The organism is Emticicia agri (assembly GCF_004168285.1).
Taxonomy (GTDB): Bacteria; Bacteroidota; Bacteroidia; order Cytophagales; family Spirosomataceae; genus Emticicia; species Emticicia agri.
Genome location: NZ_SEWF01000030.1, coordinates 1 through 20,537, shown reverse-complemented (window position 1 = coordinate 20,537; position 20,537 = coordinate 1). Strand labels below are relative to the sequence as shown.

The following is a 20,537-nucleotide window of genomic DNA, read 5'->3' as shown; positions in this document are numbered from 1 at the left end:
TAAAATGAGCGTATTATCAATCCTCATCGCTGACGACGATGAAGATGACAAATTTTTGTTGAAATCGGCTTTTGAAGAGAGCGGAATAGATGCGCCATTATCATTTGTTGATAACGGACAAGAACTACTCGACTTTTTGCATACAACAAAAAAATTGCCGAGTATTATTCTGTTAGATTTGAATATGCCTAAAAAGGACGGAAGAGAGGCACTGAAAGAAATTAAAGAAAATCCGAAATTCAGAAGTATTCCTATTCTGATATTAACCACCTCTAATTCACCTGAAGATATAAAAAACTGCTATTTTCTGGGGGCAAACTGTTTCATAACAAAACCCTCAACATTTGAGGGTCTGATGAAAGTTATCGGCGAATTAAACAAGTTCTGGTTTAATATCGCTTCTATTCCGACAAAACTTTAGCAGGGGTATGCCCATTTACATGAATTACCTGAACGGGTGCAGGTTTCTCTTCGGTTACATCTTTCACCCACAGTAAAGCTCTTTCAACAAAAGAAGGTTTATCTACCTTAGGCTCTTCTCTGACCTCCTTGGGTTTTTCTTCGGTTACGTCTTTTACCCATAGCAGGGCTTTCTCAACCAAAGAAGGTTTATCTTCTATATATACGCCTTTTACTTCTGTCAGAATGGGCTTAGGGGTTTCTGTGGTTATATCTCTCACCCACTCTATGCCTTTTTTCATAATAGTGTCTTTATTATTATGAATCATGTTACCGGCAAAATTCTTCAGAAAGAAAGGCACCAATACTTTTAATGGCCACGGTGCACTTCTTAATATCCCGTTTCTGATTACTGTATCTACCCCAAGCCCTACACCTACATTCAGCAGGCCTTTGTTACGGTTTGTCAGAAAATTACCCAGAAAATCGACCACATGACGAGCCGGACTCAACTCTTCTTTGATAGCATCAATACTGCTTCTCATTTTGGTCTTCGATAACTCAATTTCATTTTTGAGTCTTGCTCGTTCGGCTCTCAGGTCATTAATATTTTTGATTTTAGTCTTCATAGTAAAATTTATGAATTAAAGAATTAATAACCGGAATCTTAATAAACGTATCTCTTAGAGCATATACAATAAACCCTACAATAGCATAAAAACCTGCTACAATAAATAAACCATAAGCAAGGTTATTCAAGCTCTGGCCTATTATCCAGGCTAATCCTAAACTCAAAAAGAAAAGTACAAATATGGTAATTACACCTATGATGATGGCAGAAGCGGCAGATGAAACAGCTTCAGCAGTTTTTTCAGCAGCATTAAGCACACCTAAATTCCAGCGTGCTTCCAGATGATTGGTTAAATCATCGAATATATCTCCTGTTTTTTCTTTGATGTCGTCGTAGATTTCCATAGCAGTAAGTACTTTTTTGAAAGTGAAAGATGAGTCAGGGACTCAATGTAGCCCTGACTCATCAGATAAAAATGGCTTCGGGATTTAGCTTACTTGTAGCTTCTTTTTAGTAGCGTTGTATTGCTCATCTGCTTCGTCAGCCACCTCATCGAACTTTTGTTGAGCCTTTCCTTTCAATTCGTATGCCTTATTACGTAAGTCGTCTTTTGCATCTTGATACTGGCTTTTTCCACGACGAATGGCACTTAATAGTTCATCTGCTAATTCGTTGGCTGTCTTCTTCACTTTTGAGCGAATTTCATTTCCTTTATCCGGAGCAAACAACATTCCGATTACTGCTCCAGCCGCTGCTGCTGTGATAACTCCTAATAAGATTTTTGAAGTACTTTTCATAATAGTTCAATGTTTAAATAGTTTTCAATATGTTATAGTAGTTAAAAATCTTATTCCAAGCGTTTAAGGGATAGATTAGCTTATTATCCTCATTGAATTGTAGAACTTTTTGCCCATATTGTGGGACTCGCAGGACGTGCAACAAAAAACCCATGAAAAATCTGCTGGCATGGTTTTTTATTATATATTGAATATATTATGATGCAAATGGTGCAAAAATGAAAAGCTCAGAAGAAAATGGATTATCTGCCCTGATAGTAGATGACGAAATAGATACCTGCTTATTGATAAAAATGTATTTGAAAAAGAAAGGAATTGAATCTTTTCATGCACATACATTGCAAGATGGATTTGAGAAAGCAAGTACTCTTACCCCGCAACCGCAATGGATTTTTTTAGATAATAACCTTCCTGATGGTTTAGGCATTGAAAAATTGCCTGAATTCAGAAAACAATTTCCAAATAGTAAAATTGTGATGATTACTGCGATAGGAAAATTAAAAGATAAAGCATTAGAAATTGGTGCGCATAATTTTATTGAAAAGCCTTTATCGTATGCGTCAATAGACAGTTCATTATAAACTTATCATTTATAGGAATTCAATTCATTGATTTACTAAATCCACACAAATTTGTGACCTTTCTTTGTATATAAAGTGTCCAAATCCAGTAAATCTAATTGTTTTATACACAATTTATTTTAAACCCTTTTAACACAAATAAAAATGGAAGGACAAGGATTATTGTACGCAATCATTATTGGTGCTATTGCCGGCTGGCTGGCTGGAGAAATCAAACGAGGCTTTGGTTTCGGTCTTATCGGTAACATTATTGTTGGTATAGTCGGAGCTTTAGTAGGTAGCTGGCTATTTGGTGCTTTAGGAGTTTCTTTAGGCGCAGGTGTTATTGGCCAGATTATTACTGCTGTTATAGGTGCTCTGGTAGTACTGTTTATAGTCGGGCTAATACGAAGGGCTTAGCTCATTACTATTATATATTAATAAGCGAGAATGATAAAAGTTATCATTCTCGCTTATTTCTTGTGTGTATTTATATGAATAGGTTATTATGAGCTACTCTTACAAACTGCGTATTTTTTCGTTCGTTCTATTTTTTTCAGCGATATTGGATAATTATTTAATCTTTATACATTTCTTACCACAGGCCTTCAACTACGCAGCAGCCGTTTCACTTAAACCCCAGGCAAGGTGATTTGACCATTAAATACTCTAATTAATCATTAACTACGGCATTTTATAGGTATTGTTTATTGAAAATAGTGGATAGAAGTCTTATCCCTGATTGAGATGCACTATCCATTGTCTGAGCGAAGCGGCTGCTTCGCTCAGGCTCCGAAAGCAAGGATTACTTTCATTCAAAAATAGCCTCATTAACATTCCTATAAAGAAAAAAAGCAGCAGATAAAATCCGCTGCTTTTCTAACCATTGCTACTAATCTAAACCACCTATTATTATTATTCAATATCTTTCTGAATCTCATCTATTTTCTGATTGACTCTTTTCTTGAAATCTTTCCAGTCCTCTTTCATATCGCTTCTTATATCTTTTATATCATCATCAATATCATTCAGTTGTGATTTCAATTTTTGACGTCTTTCTTCCCAACGGTCTTTTTCTTTAGCACTTGCTGTTTTAATGTTGTCTTCTGCCTCTTCTATCTCTCTCTTCAATTCTTTTCGCTGTTCTTCCAATTTTACAGCCATCTCATCTTTTTCACGCTTAATATCTTCGGCCGTCTGGTTAGCACCGTCTTTAATATCACTCGCTACATTATCGGCAGTTGCTTCTACTTTATCCTGTGCATCTTGTACACCATCTGCGGCATTTCTTTTTTCTTCTCTCGAACATGAAGTAAAACTTAATGTTCCGATTGCTATTAACGCATAAGCGAATATTACTTTTCTTTTCATTACAATAATAATTTAAATGGTTGTTTTGTATTACCTGATTTATATATCAACCCTCTACAGGATTGTTGCAGTTTAGATTGTTCTTAAAAATGAAACCCGATAGTTGCCTGAAAAGAGTTTCCTTTAGCAGCAAACTTACTGGCGGTTTCAGCGTTTTTATATTTTACATCAATTATATCATTTACGTTGCCTTCGTAGCGTACGTCGAAATTAAGCTGACCAATATCAAAACCAACCCCGGCCTGATACCCGAATACTGCTTTTTTGTACACTCGTTCGGCACTTTCGCCTCTTGCATCTTCAATTGCATCTCCCAGGCGTCCGTTATCACCTATGTTAAAAGTAGCTATTGGGCCGGCATTAATTCTTAGTACATCTCCAATCTTTACACCAACTAATAAAGGTAAATCAAGATTAGTCATTCGAAAGTCTATGGTCTTAGTAGTATTGCCGTTATCAGTAATCAAATCGTATTTACCTCCTTTTTGAGAAACCAGAATTTCGGGTTGTAAGAAAACTGTTTTTCCAAATCTCATAAATAACCCGCCTACAAAACCAAATGCTCTATTCTCGTTATTTCTGAAATTAAATACTGTATTGCCTGAGGTAAATGATAAGTCGTTTCCTCTAACCTGCGATAAATTCGTCCCTAATCTTAGCCCTGCTGTAAATCCCTTTGTTTGTGCAAAGGTTGTTGTACTGATAAGAGAAGCAATTGCTACTATGATAATCTTTTTCATGTTGTGTGTACTTTATTAATTTATTTCTGATTATAAATGAAAAATTAACATGCCAAATTTATAACATCCTCATAATCAACGTTTTACGAAAAAATATTTATTTTACGTGAGGAAATCTTTCTACAACTTGGGAAAAGATATTTATTATTCCGGATATTGCTTATACCTGTTTTTTATCTTTAGACGAACTACTTTTCTTAAAAAGAGTCTTTTTCCCGCTAATAGTATCTACAATATTTTTCTCAATTTTATGGACTCTTTTGCGTTTTTCTTCTGTACTATCTTTTGAAATGGCAGGCTCTCCCATGACAAAACCGTAAGGTTGTAGTGTTGGTACAGAATCAAAAATTACTTTTATAATAGCTATACAAGGTAAACATAAAGCCATTCCGGCCAAGCCCCATAGCGTTGCTCCCATTAATAATCCTAAAATGGCCGCTAAAGGATTAATACTGACTTTTGAGCCTACAATATTGGGTGTGATAAAATTGCCTTCTAACATCTGTATCACAAAAAAAGAGGCCGCTACGCCTACGGCATACATCGGAGAGTCTTTAGTAACCAAAGCGATAATGATAGGTAAAAGCGACCCTATAAGAATACCTATATAAGGAATTATAAGTAATACAGAAGCAAGAAAACCGAAGAATATGGCGTAATCGATACCTAACAAAAGCAGGCTAATGGTATTGAGTGTGCCTACTATAATAGTTACAATTATAACACCCGACAGATAACTATGAATAACATCATAAATTTTGCCGAGTACTTCATCTACCTTTTCTTTTTCTATACTCTTGAATACGCGGTAAAAGAAATCTTTGAAAAAATCACGATAAAGCAGCAGAAAGAACATATATACAGGCATAATAGACAAATTACCCAACATATTTGAAGTAGTGGTTAAGGCTGTACCTACCACAGAGCCTCCCCTCTCAAGTAGTTGATTGGCATAAGTGTTCAACTGGTTGGTCTGGGTTTCGACTGATAGATCGAATTTTTCAGCCATCCACTTCTGAAGATTATTATAGGCTTTTTCTAATTTATCAAGTAACTGAGGAATCATTTCAGAAAAGCCTGAAATCTGTGTAGAAGCCAGATAGATAATGACACCTATTAAAGCAGTAAACAAAACCAATGTAATAGTAATAGCCAATACTCTACCTATTCGTTTTTTCTCTAACCAGTCGCATAGAGGAAATAGTAAAATGGAAAGAATGATTGAAATAACAAATGGCACAAGTACTGATTCAAGAATACTCAGCCAATATACAATCACAGTAATGGAAATAAGCGCAAGGGGCAGCTTGATGTTAAATGGTAAACGTTCTGGAAGCATGGAAATATGGTTTATAATTCAAGTTACTTATAAAATGTTAAAAACCTATTCCAGTTGTTTCTCTATGACGCTGAATGCAAAATAGGCTACACAATTTATGCCTGTGTAGCCTATTATTAAGTATACTGCTCTGCTCTCGGCGTCACAAACGTACGCCAAATAAATTTACCTATGTATTACTTATTATTGTTAGCTACAGCATTTGAATTGCCTTTGGCCGCTTCTTTCTTCAAATCTTCGTTAGCTACAATCGCTAACTCTACACGGCGGTTTTTGTCTCGTCCTGCATCGGTCGTATTATCCACTATCGGTGCTGATTCCCCATAACCGATTACTGACATTCTACTACGTTTTACACCCAGGTTATTGAGCAAACTGGCAACAGCATCAGCACGTCTTTCAGATAGTTTCATATTATAATCCTCACTACCTGTATTATCGGTATGCCCGGCCACTAAAATATTGGTATCTTCATATTCTTTCAATGTCGCTGCCAGCTTTGCCAGATTTTCTTTAGACATCTGATTTAAAGAATAAGAATCAACGCCAAAAAGAATACCTGATTCCATCGTAAGTTTGATACCTTCCCCGACACGTTCTACTTCTGCTACACCCTCCAGGTCTTTCTTCATTTTAGCAGCCTGTTTATCCATATATTTTCCGATAAACACCCCTGCTACCCCACCCACCGCAGAGCCTACAATGGCATATACAGCAGGGTTTTTGCTTTTGCTACCAATGGCCGCACCTGCGGCAGCCCCGGCACCTACGCCTATAATAGCCCCTTTTTGTTCATTAGTTAATTTCTTGAATGAATTACAGGAAGTTGTGGCACTCATTAACATCGCTCCGCAAACCGACAATGTTATAATTTTTTTGATAGATGATTGAGTCGTATTCATGACTTTGAAAATTTTAATGTTAAAAACTTTCAATAATCAATCAAAGAAATATACCAGTCTAAATATCATCTATTGGTAATTAATTGATAATCACCCATTTGCAAATTAGCAACTACAAATTAAATAAGTATTGAAAATTAGAGCATTTTGCACAGATATGGGAAAAATTTCTACAATGTTCTATCTTTTTGTTTTTAAACTGATGTTTGCATGATAACCATTCTTATCAGGTATTTTGCCATACCTTATACCACTTCCCTGAAAAAGACCATTATAATTAATGACATCTGATTCGCTAACGGTTCTGCCATCAATTTCATAGTGTATTTTACCATTTATCGGAATATCAACTGATATATTTTTATCCTCAAAAAAACCTTTAATGATAACTCTTTCAAATTCATTACCTTCGTCGTCTAATAGACGCACTCTCACTATCTTGTCATTTTTATAAATTCTACGTGCATCCATTTCCCGTTTAATATTCTCAAGTGCCAATTGATTCTCTTTTTCTGGTTTAAATAAAAAGTCATCTGTAGTTCTAACTTCTAACACGCCATCTCGTGCTTTTTCACCGTATTTTTCTAAAGCATGTGCTTCATTCGGCGTGGCTAAATAAGACCAACCAAAAGATTTGGGATTGATTTTGTGTAATATACTTGAAGGATACTCCTGACCATTAATAATTACCAATGGTTCTTTCCCCAGGAAATTGGCAGGCATATAGGTTCTTAGCGTATCGGTTTTAAAATCCTGCTGAGTGGCAAGATTTATCCTATATCGCCAGGGGCTTTTCAAATCGGGTGCTGGCCTGATTTGTAATGGAATTCCGCCTTGTTTTAAAGGCTTATATGGGTCATTCTTTGTTATCTTAATAGTAATACCTAAAGTCTCGCTTCTGGTATGTTCTTTAAAATTAACACCTGTGATAGTTCCTTTTTCATAGATCAATTCAAAATCCTGACCATTGCGTAATTCTTTTTCATTCTGGAAAAATTGAATACTATCGGCTGAAACTCCGGCTGTAATGTATTTTCCATTTTTGAAAAAATCAAAAGAATAATATGCCGGAGTACGCTCTAATTGTGCCGTAAGGGTTACCACACCACTTATCATAGGGTTTTTCGCATAATCAGGAAACTGAACTTCCGGGATTTTTAGTAAAAAAGGGTTAATGATTAATTTGTAACCGACAGAATCAACTGGCGCAGTTGATGCCAGAGGCTTTATTTCTGGCTGAGTAAGTATGGTATCACTTTCTGTTGATTGTAACTCTTCTGTTAAGCGTTCTATTTTACTATTTATTTTCTCCGCCGCTTTGTTTGTTGCTTTATAAATCAGTTTTTCATGGCGTTGGGCAAAAGAGAAAATACCTAAGGCCAATAAAGGCAAACCAAGCATATAAAATACTTTTTTTACTCCACCTGTGCGTTTTCTAAATATAAACTGAATGCGTGTAGATAAGGGACGTAAACTAAATTGGTTGGTTAAATCAACCTGATGGTTGATACCCAATTTAAGCAACAATTGTGCATAATTCTTACTGTCAAACTGCTGAATGGTATTCAAATCAGCCTCAAATTCATGTATCTCTATCAATGATTTTTTATAGAAATAAATGATAGGGTTGAACCATAAAGCAATTTTACACAGTTCTACCAATAAAACATCTATGGAGTGTAACTGCCGGACGTGTACACATTCATGAGCAATTATCTGTGCTTTTTCATTAGCTGAGAGTCCATTGGTATTCAGAAAAATCAGATTGAAAAATGAGGCGTTGGTTAATTGTCCGTCACTTTGAACAATCCTTAAATTAGCTGCTTTTACAGCCTTTCGGCTAAGTTGATAGATTTTAAATAGCTTCGTGCAGAAGAATAACAGCAATACCATAGCAACCATTATATAGCCAGATAGTATATAAAAACGCCAATCGGTTTTTTTTTCAGGCTTAACAGTTGCTATTTTTTGGCTATCATAATCCGGTGCATAGGCAGGAGAATAAACAGGTGCACTGGCAAGTGGAATGTTTTCAACAATTGTAACGGGCGTTGCCTTTACTACCTTGGTAGTTTCAAAAGAAATAAGAGGAATTAGGAAGCCCACACAAAGCGTACTAAGCAAATAAAAGCGGTTCAGGGTATGGAAAGTAAATTTGCGGAATGCAAAAAAATATAATCCATAAAAAACAGCCAGACAGGCTGATACTTTCAGAAGATAAATCAGAAACAGCATAGCATTTTGGAATAAAGGTTGATAGGAATTTATTGTTTGTCTATAAATTGCTTGAGTTTTTCAATTTCTGCATCGTTTAGTTTTTCTTCCTTTACCATAAAAGACAATAGGCTTTCAGCCGAATTATTGAAGTAATTGGCAAAGACTTTCTTAAACGAAAATTTACCATAATCATCTTTACTGATAATCGGGCAATACTCATAGGTTTTGCCATAGGCTTTGAAACCCACATAGGCTTTTTTCTCTAAAATACGAACCACCGAGGAAATAGTATTATAAGGCGGTTTAGGCTCATCATCTATTTTCTCTATAATATCTTTTACAAAGCACCTGCCTAAATCCCAGATTATGTGCATGATGCGTTCTTCGGTTTTTGTTAATTCTTCCATGAATCAAATATATAACGTATTTTTCAGTTATACAACTTATTTTTCAGTTATTTAGGTAATGGTAAAATTTTACTATATTTGTAGCCTAACTATTTGCCTCTGAAATTTAGTACTTCACTTCTGGATAGTCGACTGCCTGATATTGTTTAAGACAAACAAATCGGCAATCATCAAGACAAGTCTTCACTTGTTCTGTTAATTTATTTTTTTCAAATAAAAAGACTATCCAAATCATGTTTTATATCGAATCTGAGCGTTTAAGACTCATTCCATTAAATATACATCAATTACGTATTTACACGCAGCCCGAAGTATTGGCTGAAAATCTTGGACTAAAAGCTGCTAAAGTAGAAACAGAGCCGCTCTTCCAAAATGAATTTGATGAGGCACTGCAAAATCATTGGACTCCCCTTGTTGAGAAAAATCCTGACAATTATGTATGGTTTACCAACTGGCTAATTGTGCAGAAAGAAGAAAATATCGCCGTAGGAGGTATTGGTGTAAGTGGCCTACCTAACGAAAAAGGCGAATGTGAAACAGGATACGGAATGGATTTGAGCCATAGAGGAAAAGGCTATGCTACCGAAGCATTAGCGTGTCTGGCACAATGGGCTTTTAAGAATCCTGACCTTAAAGCCATTATTGCTCATACATTCATTGATGGCCTTAGTTCGCAGAAAGTACTACAAAAAGCTGGTTTTCAGTATGTAGAGGCTAAGGAGGGATTGATGCTATGGGAGTTGAGGCGTGGTGAATGATAGATTTATCGGGAACATCCTTCGGTGCGTTCCCGATATTTACCCGAAATAATGCCACAATTCTTTGCCTGCATACCAAATCATGACCACGCAAAGAGCGATTTTCATAACAATACCTATCAGGAAACCTAAAAAAGAGCCAAAAGCTGCTTTAGTAGCTTGTTGTGAGGTAGAACCTCCGATAAGTTCACCAGCCAAGGCACCTAAAAAAGCACCGATAAAAATACCAAAAGGACCGAAAAACAGTCCAATAATAAGCCCAATCATGCTACCCCATGTACCGTATTTGGAACCGCCAAATTTTTTAGTACCCCAGATAGGCACAAGGTAATCTAAAATAGTAACAACTAAAGTAAGGATACCTAAGGTCCAGAGAAGGGTTTCGCTGAATTGAGCAAATTTGGTAAAATGTAAAACTAATATACCGACAAAGCTTAAAGGAGGCCCCGGTAAGGGCAATACAGCTCCTATTAAGCCAACTATGAGACAAATAATAGCAACAATCAGCAGAACAATATCCATAAATTTTAAGGGTATTTGAATGAACAAATGTATTCATTTTTGAAATGATACCTCGTATTTCAATCAGCATTATCAACCATTTATCAAATAACTCATGAATCAGACATCTCAAACAAGAGCAGAAATGCCGCAAGGTGCACACAAAGTGCTTGATCGCCGGACAGTCCAAAACAGCTATTCGTCGCTGCTAAACCTGCTGAAAGAAGGAATGTCGGTACTCGATGTAGGTTGTGGCTCCGGCTCAATTACCGCAGGCGTTGCCGAGCGGGTAGGTGTAAGCGGACGTGTAGTGGGTATCGACTTTAGCGAACACCTGATAGCACTGGCACAGAAGAACTACGCCTATCTGAGCAATCTGTCGTTTGAAGTAGCAGATATTAATAGCTATGATGCTGAACAAAAATTTGATCTGGTAATTGCCGCCCGTACGCTGCAATGGGTGAATAATCCTGCGGAAGTAGTAGCGCAAATGCAGAATCTGGTAAAACCGGGTGGAATGATTTCTATTTTAGATTATAACCATACAAAAATAGAGTGGACACCGCAGCCTCCGCAATCGATGTCAGATTTTTATGAGGCTTTTCTGAATTGGAGAAAAGATGCAGGCTATGATAATGCAATTGCTGATAATCTTGTGGCTATTTATAAAGAGCTCGATTTACAATTAATAAATATAGTAGAACAGCATGAAGTAAGCAGACGGGAAGAAGATAGTTTTAGCGGTGATGCCGGAATCTGGAGTGTGGTAGCTGAAACACGTGGGAATCAGGTAGTAAAAGATGGATTTTGCACCGAAGAATTACGTCTGAAGGCAATCCAGGAGTATAATGCCTGGATTGCCAGCGACGCACAAACCATGAAGCTCTATTTATTGGCAATTGAGGCTATTAAACCTTAGCCAATACTTTTTTTAAGGCATCTAAAAAGATGTCTGCTTCTTTGGTTGTAAGGGCAAGGCTTGGGAGCAAACGCATAGTATGCTTCCCGGCCACGCCTGTAAATATTTTCTGATCAAACAATAAGGCATTTCTGATAGGCTCAACGGGTTGTTCAAACTCAATGCCTATCATTAATCCTTTACCACGCAATTCTTTGATACCGCTGAAACCTTTCAGATTTTCAAAGAAATAATCGCCTACTGTGGCTGCGTTCTGCACCAGTTTTTCTTTCTTGATTACATCTAAAACCGCATTAGCAGCTGTACAGGCCAGGTGGTTACCTCCGAAAGTAGTACCTAACATCCCATGTTTCGCCTGAAATCTTGGAGAAATCAGAATAGAACCAATCGGGAAACCATTACCCATGCCTTTAGCTGTAGAGATAATATCGGGTTTCACGCCACTATGCTGGAAACTGAAAAACTTACCCGAACGCCCATATCCACATTGTACACTATCATGAATAAAGATAGCTCCGGTTTTATCACAAGCCTTACGGATAGTTTTCAGAAATTCATCGCTTGCTACCTGAATACCCCCTACGCCTTGAATACCTTCTACAATTACCGCACAGGTATTGGTATCAATGGCTCTTTTTACTGCTTCTACATCATTGAAAGGTAGAATCTGCACGTGGTCGTCAAAATTAATTGGTGCTTTAATCGCCGGATTATCTGTAGCTGCTACGGCCGCCGATGTACGTCCATGAAAGCCTTTCGTAAAAGCAATCACTTTCTTCCGTCCATTATAAAAAGAAGCTAATTTTAAAGCATTCTCATTGGCTTCTGCTCCCGAATTGACGAGAAATAAATAATAATCTTTCAGACCCGATATTTTGCCTAATTTGTCGGCTAATTCTTCTTGTGAAGGAATTTTTACCGAATTAGAATAAAAACCAATGTTCTTTAATTGTTGTGTAAGCCTTCGGACATAAACAGGATGGGTATGGCCGATTGAAATAACGGCATGACCACCATATAAATCTAAATACTGTTGTCCGTTCTTATCCCATAGATAAGAACCCTGAGCTTTAACGGGCTCAATGTCGTAAAGGGGATACACATTAAAAAGCGTCATTTGTAATTGGTTTTGTTAAAAAATGGCTCAATAAAAGCCGTTTTAAAATGAGGCAGCAAAGTTCTCAATTTATTAGCAAAAAATGGGTATAAATTTAAAAGAATATAAGTGCCTATGCCATGGGTAAGAGTTAATCAACATTTGTGGATAAATATGTGAATATGTGGATAAGTCGGGAATTTATTGATAAAGCAGGAGATATTTATTGAAGAGTTAGATTAATAGAAATCAAACGAAGTAGAATATAGGCGCTGTAAATCGTCCTAAAAAAGAAAAAGCCCAACAAATCCAAATGTTCGGGCTTTTTCTCTATAACTAAATGAAATACAAATAAATAACGCCAATTATGGGGTGTTATTGTGGTTCAGAAAAATTATTAGATAATTTTTCACAAAAAGCGTTTTATTGAATAAATTTAAAAATTGGCTCTATTCAGAGTAATTATTAAGGTTTAAAATTAGTATTTCATGCGGCAGGCAATTATCTACGAAGTAACCATTCATTATATCGGTTCATTGAATGATGTGCGGAAGCGGGAACCCTTTACAGTTTACTTCTCTAACTTAAAGAGAGCGATTGAATGTGTACAGACGAATCTTGCCATTAATGGTTGGGAGCAAAAAAAGGTGAATTATACGGCAGTCTATCGCACCTTAAAAATAAAAAACAAGTTTGTCTGCGATTTTGATGCCATGAGAACCAAATTCTTTCAGGTCATCATCTGCCCTAAAACTATCAATCCTAAACTGACTACTTTGGGGATTGATGAGTATCCGGTTGCTTAATGTATAACGATTTTGTAAATCGTTTGCAGATTGTTTAATAAAAGTACTTAAAAAAAGCAATATAATCAATAATATAAATGCCACTTTATAAAATAGGACAAAGACTGGATTTTATTAAAGAACTTTCTTTCAAGTTTGAGAAAGACATTCAGACATTAGTTGAGAAAAACTTAAAATCACTTTTGCAATTAGACTTTATTCGTTCTGAATTTTCACTTAATAATTTTCGCATAGATACTTTAGCATTTGATAGAGAAACTAAAGCCTTTGTAATTATCGAATACAAACGAGATAAGAATTTTAGTGTAATAGACCAAGGATATGCCTACTTGTCGCTAATGCTTAACAACAAAGCTGACTTTATCCTTGAATTTAACGAAACCCAGCAAACAATTCTTAAACGGACAGATGTAGACTGGTCGTAATCAAAAGTAATTTTTGTTTCTCCACAATTTACAAATTATCAAAGAGAAGCGATAAACTTCAAAGATTTACCAATTGAACTCTGGGAAATTAAACGTTTTGAGAATGATACTATCTCATTTGAGCAAATTCAAAAAACTTCAGCAAAGGAGAGCATTAAGACCATTTCAAGGAATGACCAAACAGTTGAAGCTGTTAATAAAGAAGTAAAGGTGTTTACAGAACAAGATCATTTGCAAAAAGTTGATTTTGAAACAAGAGAACTATACGAACAAATAAAAGAAAGGCTCATTGCACTTGAAGACAATGTTACAACCCAGCCTAAAAAACAGACAATTGGTTTCAAAATTGACAATAACATTTTCTGTGATATAGTTTTGCAGGGCAAAGGCTTAAAAATTTACTTGAATCTTAAAAGTGGTGACTTGCAAGACCAAAAGCAAATCGCAAGAGACGTATCAAATGTTGGGCATTGGGGTAATGGCTCGTATGAAATAAAATTGTCTGACTTAGAAGATATTGACTATATCATTAGCTTATTAAAGCAATCGCTGAGAAAAAATAGAGAATGATTGTGTAGAGTCGGCTCTCCAAACAGCCGTTTTGTTGGATTTTTGACCACAAAAAAAGCTCCAAATATTGCTATCTGGAGCTTTTATAATAAAATCCTGGGCGGACGGCCAGTCCATCTACTCCATCATGGAATGATACTCTCCCGAGGATAAACCGGCAGTCGCACTGTCAGTAACATCACGGGACGCGTAGTCGCGGTGCGGACTAGGCGTCCCCGGGCTTAACTGCTCTGTTCGAGATGGGAAGAGGTGAAGACTACGCGTCTCGGTCGTGCACGACCTCGGTCCCACCCAATGGACGCCAAGAAGGCCGTTTGTTGGATTTTTGGTCATAAAAAAAGCCTCTAAGATTGCTCTTAGAGGCTTTTGTAATAAAATCCTGGCATCTACTTACTCTCCCGAGGATGAACTCAGTACCATCAGCGGTGCGGGGCTTAACTACTCTGTTCGAGATGGGAAGAGGTGAACACCCGCCCAATGGACGCCATGAAATCTTTACTGGTTCTCGATGAGAAGAACTGAAGTTGTACGCAACCCCGGCCCCGTCCAATGGACGCCATGAATTTCTTGTGTTGTTTGATTCTTTTCAGAACTTTTACAACTAATATCTTTAATGTTAAGTTATATGTTATGACTTAAATGGAGAGAGAAAAAAAGAGATGAAAAAATATAGGAGCCCTCGATTCATTAGTACTACTCGGCTGGGTGTTACCACTTTTAGACCTGTAGCCTATCAACGTCATCGTCTATGACGAATCTCAATGGAAGACTCATCTTGAGGAGGGTTTCACACTTAGATGCTTTCAGCGTTTATCCCGTCCGTACTTGGCTACTCTGCCATGCCCTTGGCAGGACAACAGATGCACCAGCGGTACGTCCAACTCGGTCCTCTCGTACTAAAGTCAGACCCTCTCAATCTTCCAACGCCCACCACAGATAGGGACCGAACTGTCTCACGACGTTCTGAACCCAGCTCGCGTGCCACTTTAATCGGCGAACAGCCGAACCCTTGGGACCTTCTCCAGCCCCAGGATGTGACGAGCCGACATCGAGGTGCCAAACCTCCCCGTCGATGTGAGCTCTTGGGGGAGATCAGCCTGTTATCCCCGGAGTACCTTTTATCCTTTGAGCGATGGCCCTTCCATACAGAACCACCGGATCACTATACCCCTGTTTCCAGCCAGCTCGACTTGTTGGTCTCACTGTCAAGCAGTCTTTTGCTATTGCACTCAACGCACGGTTACCAAGCGTGCTGAGACTACCTTTGGAAGCCTCCGTTACTCTTTTGGAGGCGACCACCCCAGTCAAACTACCCACCAAACGGTGTCCTCGCAGCGCGAGTTAGAATCCAAATAACCAAAGGGTGGTATTTCAACGTTGGCTCCCCGATGCCTAGCGACACCGGCTCACAGCCTCCCACCTATCCTACACATCAGTTACCCGAATTCAACGTTAAGCTATAGTAAAGGTTCACGGGGTCTTTCCGTCCCGTGGCGGGTAAGCGGCATCTTCACCGCTACTACAATTTCGCCGAGCTCACAGCTGAGACAGTGCCCAGATCGTTACACCATTCGTGCAGGTCGGAACTTACCCGACAAGGAATTTCGCTACCTTAGGACCGTTATAGTTACGGCCGCCGTTTACTGGGGCTTCGATTCAATGCTTCTCTTGCGATGACATCCCCTCTTAACCTTCCAGCACCGGGCAGGTGTCAGGCCTTATACTTTGTCATTAAACTTAGCAAAGCCATGTGTTTTTGTTAAACAGTCGCCTGGGCCATTTCTCTGCGGCCTCATTGCTGAGGCTCCCCTTCTCCCGAAGTTACAGGGTTAATTTGCCGAGTTCCTTAGCTGTGACTCACTCGAGCACCTGAGGCTTCTCGCCTCGACTACCTGTGTCGGTTTACGGTACGGGTGGTAAATGGCTGAAGCTTAGCGGCTTTTCTTGGAAGCATGTTCACTTGTTCGGTTCAGCCTAAGCCTCCCCTCAACGCCCTATTCCGTCAGGACGTACAAACTCCCACACTCCGTCCCCGCATCGCACCATCACCAGTACAGGAATATTAACCTGTTTGCCATCGGCTTCTGCTTTCGCATGATCCTTAGGACCCGACTAACCCTCAGTTGATTGACGTAGCTGAGGAATCCTTAGTCTTTCGGTGTGTATGGTTCTCACATACATTATCGCTACTTATCCCTACATTTGCTTTTCTATCCGCTCCAGCATACCTCACAGTACACCTTCGCCGCGAACAGAATGCTCTCCTACCCAAGAATAAATTCTTGACTAAACTTCGGTACTATACTTGATGCCCGTTTATTATCGATGCCCGCCTCGCTCGACCAGTGAGCTGTTACGCACTCTTTAAATGATTGCTGCTTCCAAGCAAACATCCTGGCTGTCTCTGCAATCAGACTTCCTTAGTTCAACTTAGTATAGATTTAGAGACCTTAGTTGTAGTTCTGGGTTCTTTCCCTTTTGGACTCGGACCTTAGCACCCAAGCCCTCACTGCCGAGTATATTATATCGCATTCGGAGTTTATCAGAATTTGGTAGGATTTGACTCCCCCGCATCCTATTGGTAGCTCTACCTCGATATAACTCAACCTCGACGCTGTACCTAAATACATTTCGGAGAGTACGAGCTATTTCCCAGTTTGATTAGCCTTTCACCCCTACCCACAGTTCATCCAAAAACTTTTCAACGTTAACTGGTTCGGTCCTCCAGTTGGTTTTACCCAACCTTCAACCTGACCATGGGTAGATCACAAGGTTTCGCGTCTACAGCCACCGACTATTCGCCCTATTCAGACTTGCTTTCGCTTCGACTACGTATCTGAAATACTTAATCTTGCCGGTGACCGTAACTCGTAGGGTCATTATGCAAAAGGCACGCCGTCACAACACGAAGTTGCTCCGACCGCTTGTAAGCGTACGGTTTCAGGTTCTATTTCACCCGGGTACTCCCCGTGCTTTTCACCTTTCCTTCACAGTACTCGTTCACTATCGGTGTCTCAGGAGTATTTAGCCTTGGCGGATGGTGCCGCCGAATTCAGAGGGGATTCCACCGGTCCCCACCTACTCAGGATACTGCTCGTTGTATTATCGGTACGTTTACGTGTCTCTCACACTCTCTGGATGACTTTCCCAAATCATTCAACTTAGATAATACTCCTAAATGCAGTCCTATAACCCCACTCTTGCCGTAACAAGGATGGTTTGGGCTTCTCCGCGTTCGCTCGCCACTACTTGCGGAATCACTGTTGTTTTATTTTCCTTCGGTTACTTAGATGTTTCAGTTCACCGAGTTAGCTCCATACTTAGTATGGTAATAGTTCTTCAAACTATTGGGTTGCCCCATTCGGAAATCTACGGATCACAGAAAATGTGCTTCTCCCCGTAGCTTATCGCAGCTTATCACGTCCTTCTTCGCCTCTGAGACCCTAGGCATCCTCCGTACGCCCTTATGTAGCTCCTACTTTATCTCTTTTCTTCTCTCTTCCATCATGTCAAATAACTTTACCCAGTTCAAAACAAATCCTTAATAACTACCAAGCTGTGCTAGTTTGTTAAGGTAATTTATTTGTTTATCCTTAGAATAGTGGTATTAAAATACCTGTTTTAAAGAACTATATCCGACTCGAAGCCGATTTCTTTATTTTTACTCTTTTTACTATTCACTAATTCGCTCATTCTTCATTCGCTATTAGTTTCTGTGGAGGATAACGGATTCGAACCGTTGACCCCCTGCTTGCAAAGCAGGTGCTCTAGCCAGCTGAGCTAAACCCCCATTTATTTTAATCGTGAATTAGTTAATGGTCAATCGTGAATATTATTCACTCATTCGTCATTCACTCATTCGCCATTCAACCTTGGTGGGCCTGCGTGGACTCGAACCACGGACCTTTACATTATCAGTGTAACGCTCTAACCACCTGAGCTACAAGCCCCTTTTTTCAGGAGTTCGCAGTCAGCTTAGTCTGTTGTAGTCTTGCTCTCTACAACCACTACACTCTGTAAACTTCCGTTCCTTCACTTCTACATAACTTGTTTGTGAGAATACAAATGCTCAATCCTTGTGTCAGTCGTTTTTGATTCTTTATCTGTTTAAGATAAGTATCTCTAAAAAGGAGGTGTTCCAGCCGCACCTTCCGGTACGGCTACCTTGTTACGACTTAGCCCCAGTTACTGGTTCTACCCTAACGAAATCTTTTACCTTCCGCTTCAGGTCTACCCAACTTCCATGGCTTGACGGGCGGTGTGTACAAGGTCCGGGAACGTATTCACCGGGTCATAGCTGATACCCGATTACTAGCGATTCCAGCTTCATAGGGTCGAGTTGCAGACCCCAATCCGAACTGTGAACGACTTTTTGTGATTGGCTTGCCATTGCTGGCTCGCAACACTCTGTATCGCCCATTGTAGCACGTGTGTTGCCCTGGACGTAAGGGCCATGATGACTTGACGTCGTCCCCTCCTTCCTCTCTACTTGCGTAGGCAGTCTTGTCTGAGTCCCCAACTTAACTTGATGGCAACAGACAACAGGGGTTGCGTTCGTTGCGGGACTTAACCCAACACCTCACGGCACGAACTGACGACAGCCATGCAGCACCTTGTTTTGGGCCATTGCTGGCTTATCCATTTCTGAATAATTCCCTCACATTCTAGTCCAGGTAAGGTTCCTCGCGTATCATCGAATTAAACCACATGCTCCACCGCTTGTGCGGACCCCCGTCAATTCCTTTGAGTTTCACCGTTGCCGGCGTACTCCCCAGGTGGATTACTTATCGGTTTCCCTTGGTCACTGACTTGCGCCAACAACTAGTAATCATCGTTTACTGTGCGGACTACCAGGGTATCTAATCCTGTTTGATCCCCGCACTTTCGTGCCTCAGCGTCAGTGTAACTGCAGCAGACTGCCTTCGCAATCGGTATTCCTCCTGGTATCTAAGCATTTCACCGCTACACCAGAAATTCTATCTGCCTTCTGTTAACTCAAGCTAACCAGTATCAACGGCATGTAAAACAGTTAAGCTGCTACCTTTCACCGCTGACTTAATCAGCCGCCTACGCACCCTTTAAACCCAATAAATCCGGATAACGCTCGCCACCTACGTATTACCGCGGCTGCTGGCACGTAGTTAGCCGTGGCTTATTCCACTGGTACCGTCAACTTCTCTCGCAAGAGATCTTTTCTTCCCAGTCAAAAGCAGTTTACAACCCAGAGGGCCTTCTTCCTGCACGCGGCGTGGCTGGGTCAGACTTGCGTCCATTGCCCAATATTCCCTACTGCTGCCTCCCGTAGGAGTCTGGCCCGTATCTCAGTGCCAGTGTGGGGGATTCTCCTCTCAGAGCCCCTAAAGATCGTAGACTTGGTGAGCCGTTACCTCGCCAACTATCTAATCTTACGCATGCCCATCTGTATCCGATAAATCTTTCAAAGCTGATTGATGCCAATCTACTTACTTATGCGGTATTAATCCGGGTTTCCCCGGGCTATCCCCCTGATACAGGTAGGTTGCATACGCGTTACGCACCCGTGCGCCGGTGTATTGCTACCCCTCGACTTGCATGTATTAAGCCCGCCGCTAGCGTTCATCCTGAGCCAGGATCAAACTCTCCATTGTAAATGAATTTGTTTGCCTGACCACTTTGGTCTCGCATTTGCATTCTCAACAAGTTAATGAACTTTATTCATCCAGTCCTAAAACCTTCCGACTTGTTAAAACTAAAACTAAGCTCCTAAAAATTTTAAACTCTTTTTGAACAACTTAATCCGTTTTACTGTTTTACTTTTAATTACTTTATCCTTTCTACTTTTTCCGTTCTCCTTCTTTTTTATAAGGCGAAACGGACTGCAAAGTTACGACTCTTTTTGAATTTAAAAAAATATTTTTTCATATTTTTTTTCACTCTCCTTATCTCCTCAGTCGCTCTTCGTAACTCCTCTTTCTTTTACTTCTCTTACTCTCTCAATCAATCGGGGTGCAAAATTCTGAACTTATTTTTACAACTCCTAATTTTTTTCGATTTTTATTTTCGCCTCATGCTTTCTCTTCAACTCTCTTTTCTTACTCTCTCAATCAATCGGGGTGCAAAATTCTGAACTTATTTCTACAACTCCAAATTAATTTTAAACTTTATTTTTGAGATTCCCTT

At 39.4% G+C, this 20,537-nt stretch carries 19 protein-coding genes, 2 tRNA genes and 3 rRNA genes; 8 read left to right on the top strand and 16 right to left on the bottom strand.

Translation table 11 applies throughout. From position 1 onward, the window contains the following. Nucleotides 1-4 precede the first annotated feature (4 nt). Complete coding sequence (locus tag EWM59_RS18370) at nt 5-421, top strand: response regulator (RefSeq protein WP_207220019.1); 417 nt, start codon at nt 5-7, stop codon at nt 419-421. On the opposite strand, the gene EWM59_RS18365 is transcribed toward EWM59_RS18370, so the two are convergent. The 3 genes from EWM59_RS18365 to EWM59_RS18355 all read right to left on the bottom strand — a co-directional run bounded on the left by EWM59_RS18365 (nt 402) and on the right by EWM59_RS18355 (nt 1,767). Continuing rightward, nucleotides 402-1,028, bottom strand: a complete 627-nt coding sequence (locus EWM59_RS18365) for a hypothetical protein (protein ID WP_130022714.1) — start codon at nt 1,026-1,028, stop codon at nt 402-404. The two genes, EWM59_RS18370 and EWM59_RS18365, sit on opposite strands and share 20 nt — an antisense overlap. Next, the gene (locus tag EWM59_RS18360) at nt 1,018-1,374 is read right to left on the bottom strand and encodes a phage holin family protein (RefSeq protein WP_130022713.1); all 357 of its coding nucleotides are present in this window, start codon (nt 1,372-1,374) and stop codon (nt 1,018-1,020) included. Before EWM59_RS18360 ends, EWM59_RS18365 begins: the two co-directional genes overlap by 11 nt. 84 nt (nt 1,375-1,458) lie before the next feature. Continuing rightward, entirely contained in the window at nt 1,459-1,767 is a 309-nt protein-coding gene (locus EWM59_RS18355) for a YtxH domain-containing protein (RefSeq protein ID WP_130022712.1), read from the bottom strand. Nucleotides 1,768-1,985: 218 nt separating this feature from the next. Here EWM59_RS18355 and EWM59_RS18350 point away from each other — a divergent pair, with 218 nt between their 5' ends. Next, a complete protein-coding gene (locus EWM59_RS18350) occupies nt 1,986-2,348 on the top strand; it encodes a response regulator (RefSeq protein WP_130022711.1) in 363 nt (120 codons plus the stop codon). Between the two features lie 144 nt (nt 2,349-2,492). After that, on the top strand, nt 2,493-2,747 hold the full coding sequence (locus EWM59_RS18345; protein ID WP_130022710.1) for a GlsB/YeaQ/YmgE family stress response membrane protein: 255 nt from the start codon (nt 2,493-2,495) through the stop codon (nt 2,745-2,747). A 495-nt stretch (nt 2,748-3,242) separates the two neighbouring features. Here EWM59_RS18345 and EWM59_RS18340 read toward each other — a convergent pair whose 3' ends face one another. The 6 genes from EWM59_RS18340 to EWM59_RS18315 all read right to left on the bottom strand — a co-directional run bounded on the left by EWM59_RS18340 (nt 3,243) and on the right by EWM59_RS18315 (nt 9,303). After that, nucleotides 3,243-3,698 (bottom strand): hypothetical protein, encoded by a 456-nt coding sequence (locus EWM59_RS18340; protein WP_130022709.1) that lies wholly within the window; start codon nt 3,696-3,698, stop codon nt 3,243-3,245. A gap of 83 nt (nt 3,699-3,781) precedes the next feature. Further along, on the bottom strand, nt 3,782-4,438 hold the full coding sequence (locus tag EWM59_RS18335) for a porin family protein (protein ID WP_130022708.1): 657 nt from the start codon (nt 4,436-4,438) through the stop codon (nt 3,782-3,784). Between the two features lie 160 nt (nt 4,439-4,598). Beyond that, a complete protein-coding gene (locus EWM59_RS18330) occupies nt 4,599-5,777 on the bottom strand; it encodes an AI-2E family transporter (protein WP_229239389.1) in 1,179 nt (392 codons plus the stop codon). 176 nt (nt 5,778-5,953) lie between these two features. Then, nucleotides 5,954-6,679 carry a YiaD family glycine zipper/OmpA-like lipoprotein gene (locus EWM59_RS18325; RefSeq protein WP_130022706.1) on the bottom strand — a complete coding sequence of 242 codons (726 nt, stop codon included), beginning with the start codon at nt 6,677-6,679 and terminating at the stop codon, nt 5,954-5,956. A gap of 180 nt (nt 6,680-6,859) precedes the next feature. Then, nucleotides 6,860-8,914 carry a M56 family metallopeptidase gene (locus EWM59_RS18320; RefSeq protein ID WP_130022705.1) on the bottom strand — a complete coding sequence of 685 codons (2,055 nt, stop codon included), beginning with the start codon at nt 8,912-8,914 and terminating at the stop codon, nt 6,860-6,862. 29 nt (nt 8,915-8,943) lie between these two features. Then, nucleotides 8,944-9,303, bottom strand: a complete 360-nt coding sequence (locus EWM59_RS18315) for a BlaI/MecI/CopY family transcriptional regulator (RefSeq protein WP_130022704.1) — start codon at nt 9,301-9,303, stop codon at nt 8,944-8,946. A 233-nt stretch (nt 9,304-9,536) separates the two neighbouring features. Between EWM59_RS18315 and EWM59_RS18310 the strand changes: the two genes are divergently transcribed. Further along, nucleotides 9,537-10,061, top strand: coding sequence for a GNAT family N-acetyltransferase (locus EWM59_RS18310; RefSeq protein WP_130022703.1), 525 nt, complete (start codon nt 9,537-9,539; stop codon nt 10,059-10,061). A gap of 39 nt (nt 10,062-10,100) precedes the next feature. On the opposite strand, the gene EWM59_RS18305 is transcribed toward EWM59_RS18310, so the two are convergent. After that, nucleotides 10,101-10,583: a DUF456 domain-containing protein gene (locus EWM59_RS18305; protein ID WP_130022702.1), complete on the bottom strand. Its 483-nt coding sequence runs from the start codon at nt 10,581-10,583 to the stop codon at nt 10,101-10,103. Nucleotides 10,584-10,677: 94 nt separating this feature from the next. On the opposite strand from EWM59_RS18305, the gene EWM59_RS18300 reads away from it, so the two are divergent. Further along, nucleotides 10,678-11,481, top strand: coding sequence for a class I SAM-dependent methyltransferase (locus tag EWM59_RS18300; protein WP_130022701.1), 804 nt, complete (start codon nt 10,678-10,680; stop codon nt 11,479-11,481). Here the strand turns inward: EWM59_RS18300 and EWM59_RS18295 are convergent. Beyond that, a complete protein-coding gene (locus tag EWM59_RS18295; protein ID WP_130022700.1) occupies nt 11,471-12,598 on the bottom strand; it encodes an aspartate aminotransferase family protein in 1,128 nt (375 codons plus the stop codon). The two genes, EWM59_RS18300 and EWM59_RS18295, sit on opposite strands and share 11 nt — an antisense overlap. A gap of 467 nt (nt 12,599-13,065) precedes the next feature. Here EWM59_RS18295 and EWM59_RS18290 point away from each other — a divergent pair, with 467 nt between their 5' ends. From EWM59_RS18290 to EWM59_RS28435, 3 genes are all read left to right on the top strand, one after another. After that, a complete protein-coding gene (locus tag EWM59_RS18290) occupies nt 13,066-13,383 on the top strand; it encodes a hypothetical protein (RefSeq protein WP_130022699.1) in 318 nt (105 codons plus the stop codon). Between the two features lie 77 nt (nt 13,384-13,460). After that, on the top strand, nt 13,461-13,808 hold the full coding sequence (locus EWM59_RS28440) for a PDDEXK family nuclease (protein ID WP_229239388.1): 348 nt from the start codon (nt 13,461-13,463) through the stop codon (nt 13,806-13,808). 210 nt (nt 13,809-14,018) lie between these two features. Next, nucleotides 14,019-14,378: a DUF5655 domain-containing protein gene (locus tag EWM59_RS28435; RefSeq protein WP_229239387.1), complete on the top strand. Its 360-nt coding sequence runs from the start codon at nt 14,019-14,021 to the stop codon at nt 14,376-14,378. Between the two features lie 377 nt (nt 14,379-14,755). On the opposite strand, the gene rrf is transcribed toward EWM59_RS28435, so the two are convergent. The 5 genes from rrf to EWM59_RS18260 all read right to left on the bottom strand — a co-directional run bounded on the left by rrf (nt 14,756) and on the right by EWM59_RS18260 (nt 20,005). Then, a 5S ribosomal RNA gene (gene rrf, locus EWM59_RS18280) occupies nt 14,756-14,867 on the bottom strand. A gap of 178 nt (nt 14,868-15,045) precedes the next feature. Beyond that, a 23S ribosomal RNA gene (locus EWM59_RS18275) occupies nt 15,046-17,857 on the bottom strand. Between the two features lie 237 nt (nt 17,858-18,094). After that, a tRNA-Ala gene (locus tag EWM59_RS18270) sits at nt 18,095-18,168 on the bottom strand. Nucleotides 18,169-18,251: 83 nt separating this feature from the next. Continuing rightward, nucleotides 18,252-18,328 (bottom strand) — tRNA-Ile (locus tag EWM59_RS18265). A 176-nt stretch (nt 18,329-18,504) separates the two neighbouring features. Continuing rightward, nucleotides 18,505-20,005: ribosomal RNA gene (locus tag EWM59_RS18260) — 16S ribosomal RNA — on the bottom strand. The 16S, 23S and 5S rRNA genes sit together here with 2 tRNA genes alongside, the layout of an rRNA operon. Between the last annotated feature and the right edge of the window lie 532 nt (nt 20,006-20,537).

Excerpts from the sequence above, each read along its gene's own strand:
- EWM59_RS18295 (WP_130022700.1), bottom strand. The coding sequence starts at position 12,598 with ATGACGCTTTTTAATGTGTATCCCCTTTACGACATTGAGCCCGTTAAA.
- EWM59_RS18310 (WP_130022703.1), top strand. The coding sequence starts at position 9,537 with ATGTTTTATATCGAATCTGAGCGTTTAAGACTCATTCCATTAAATATA.
- EWM59_RS18290 (WP_130022699.1), top strand. The coding sequence starts at position 13,066 with ATGCGGCAGGCAATTATCTACGAAGTAACCATTCATTATATCGGTTCA.
- EWM59_RS18335 (WP_130022708.1), bottom strand. The coding sequence starts at position 4,438 with ATGAAAAAGATTATCATAGTAGCAATTGCTTCTCTTATCAGTACAACA.
- EWM59_RS18355 (WP_130022712.1), bottom strand. The coding sequence starts at position 1,767 with ATGAAAAGTACTTCAAAAATCTTATTAGGAGTTATCACAGCAGCAGCG.
- EWM59_RS18300 (WP_130022701.1), top strand. The coding sequence starts at position 10,678 with ATGAATCAGACATCTCAAACAAGAGCAGAAATGCCGCAAGGTGCACAC.
- EWM59_RS18320 (WP_130022705.1), bottom strand. The coding sequence starts at position 8,914 with ATGCTGTTTCTGATTTATCTTCTGAAAGTATCAGCCTGTCTGGCTGTT.
- EWM59_RS28440 (WP_229239388.1), top strand. The coding sequence starts at position 13,461 with ATGCCACTTTATAAAATAGGACAAAGACTGGATTTTATTAAAGAACTT.
- EWM59_RS18365 (WP_130022714.1), bottom strand. The coding sequence starts at position 1,028 with ATGAAGACTAAAATCAAAAATATTAATGACCTGAGAGCCGAACGAGCA.
- EWM59_RS18305 (WP_130022702.1), bottom strand. The coding sequence starts at position 10,583 with ATGGATATTGTTCTGCTGATTGTTGCTATTATTTGTCTCATAGTTGGC.
- EWM59_RS18360 (WP_130022713.1), bottom strand. The coding sequence starts at position 1,374 with ATGGAAATCTACGACGACATCAAAGAAAAAACAGGAGATATATTCGAT.
- EWM59_RS18340 (WP_130022709.1), bottom strand. The coding sequence starts at position 3,698 with ATGAAAAGAAAAGTAATATTCGCTTATGCGTTAATAGCAATCGGAACA.
- EWM59_RS18325 (WP_130022706.1), bottom strand. The coding sequence starts at position 6,679 with ATGAATACGACTCAATCATCTATCAAAAAAATTATAACATTGTCGGTT.
- EWM59_RS18350 (WP_130022711.1), top strand. The coding sequence starts at position 1,986 with ATGAAAAGCTCAGAAGAAAATGGATTATCTGCCCTGATAGTAGATGAC.
- EWM59_RS18315 (WP_130022704.1), bottom strand. The coding sequence starts at position 9,303 with ATGGAAGAATTAACAAAAACCGAAGAACGCATCATGCACATAATCTGG.
- EWM59_RS18330 (WP_229239389.1), bottom strand. The coding sequence starts at position 5,777 with ATGCTTCCAGAACGTTTACCATTTAACATCAAGCTGCCCCTTGCGCTT.
- EWM59_RS18370 (WP_207220019.1), top strand. The coding sequence starts at position 5 with ATGAGCGTATTATCAATCCTCATCGCTGACGACGATGAAGATGACAAA.
- EWM59_RS18345 (WP_130022710.1), top strand. The coding sequence starts at position 2,493 with ATGGAAGGACAAGGATTATTGTACGCAATCATTATTGGTGCTATTGCC.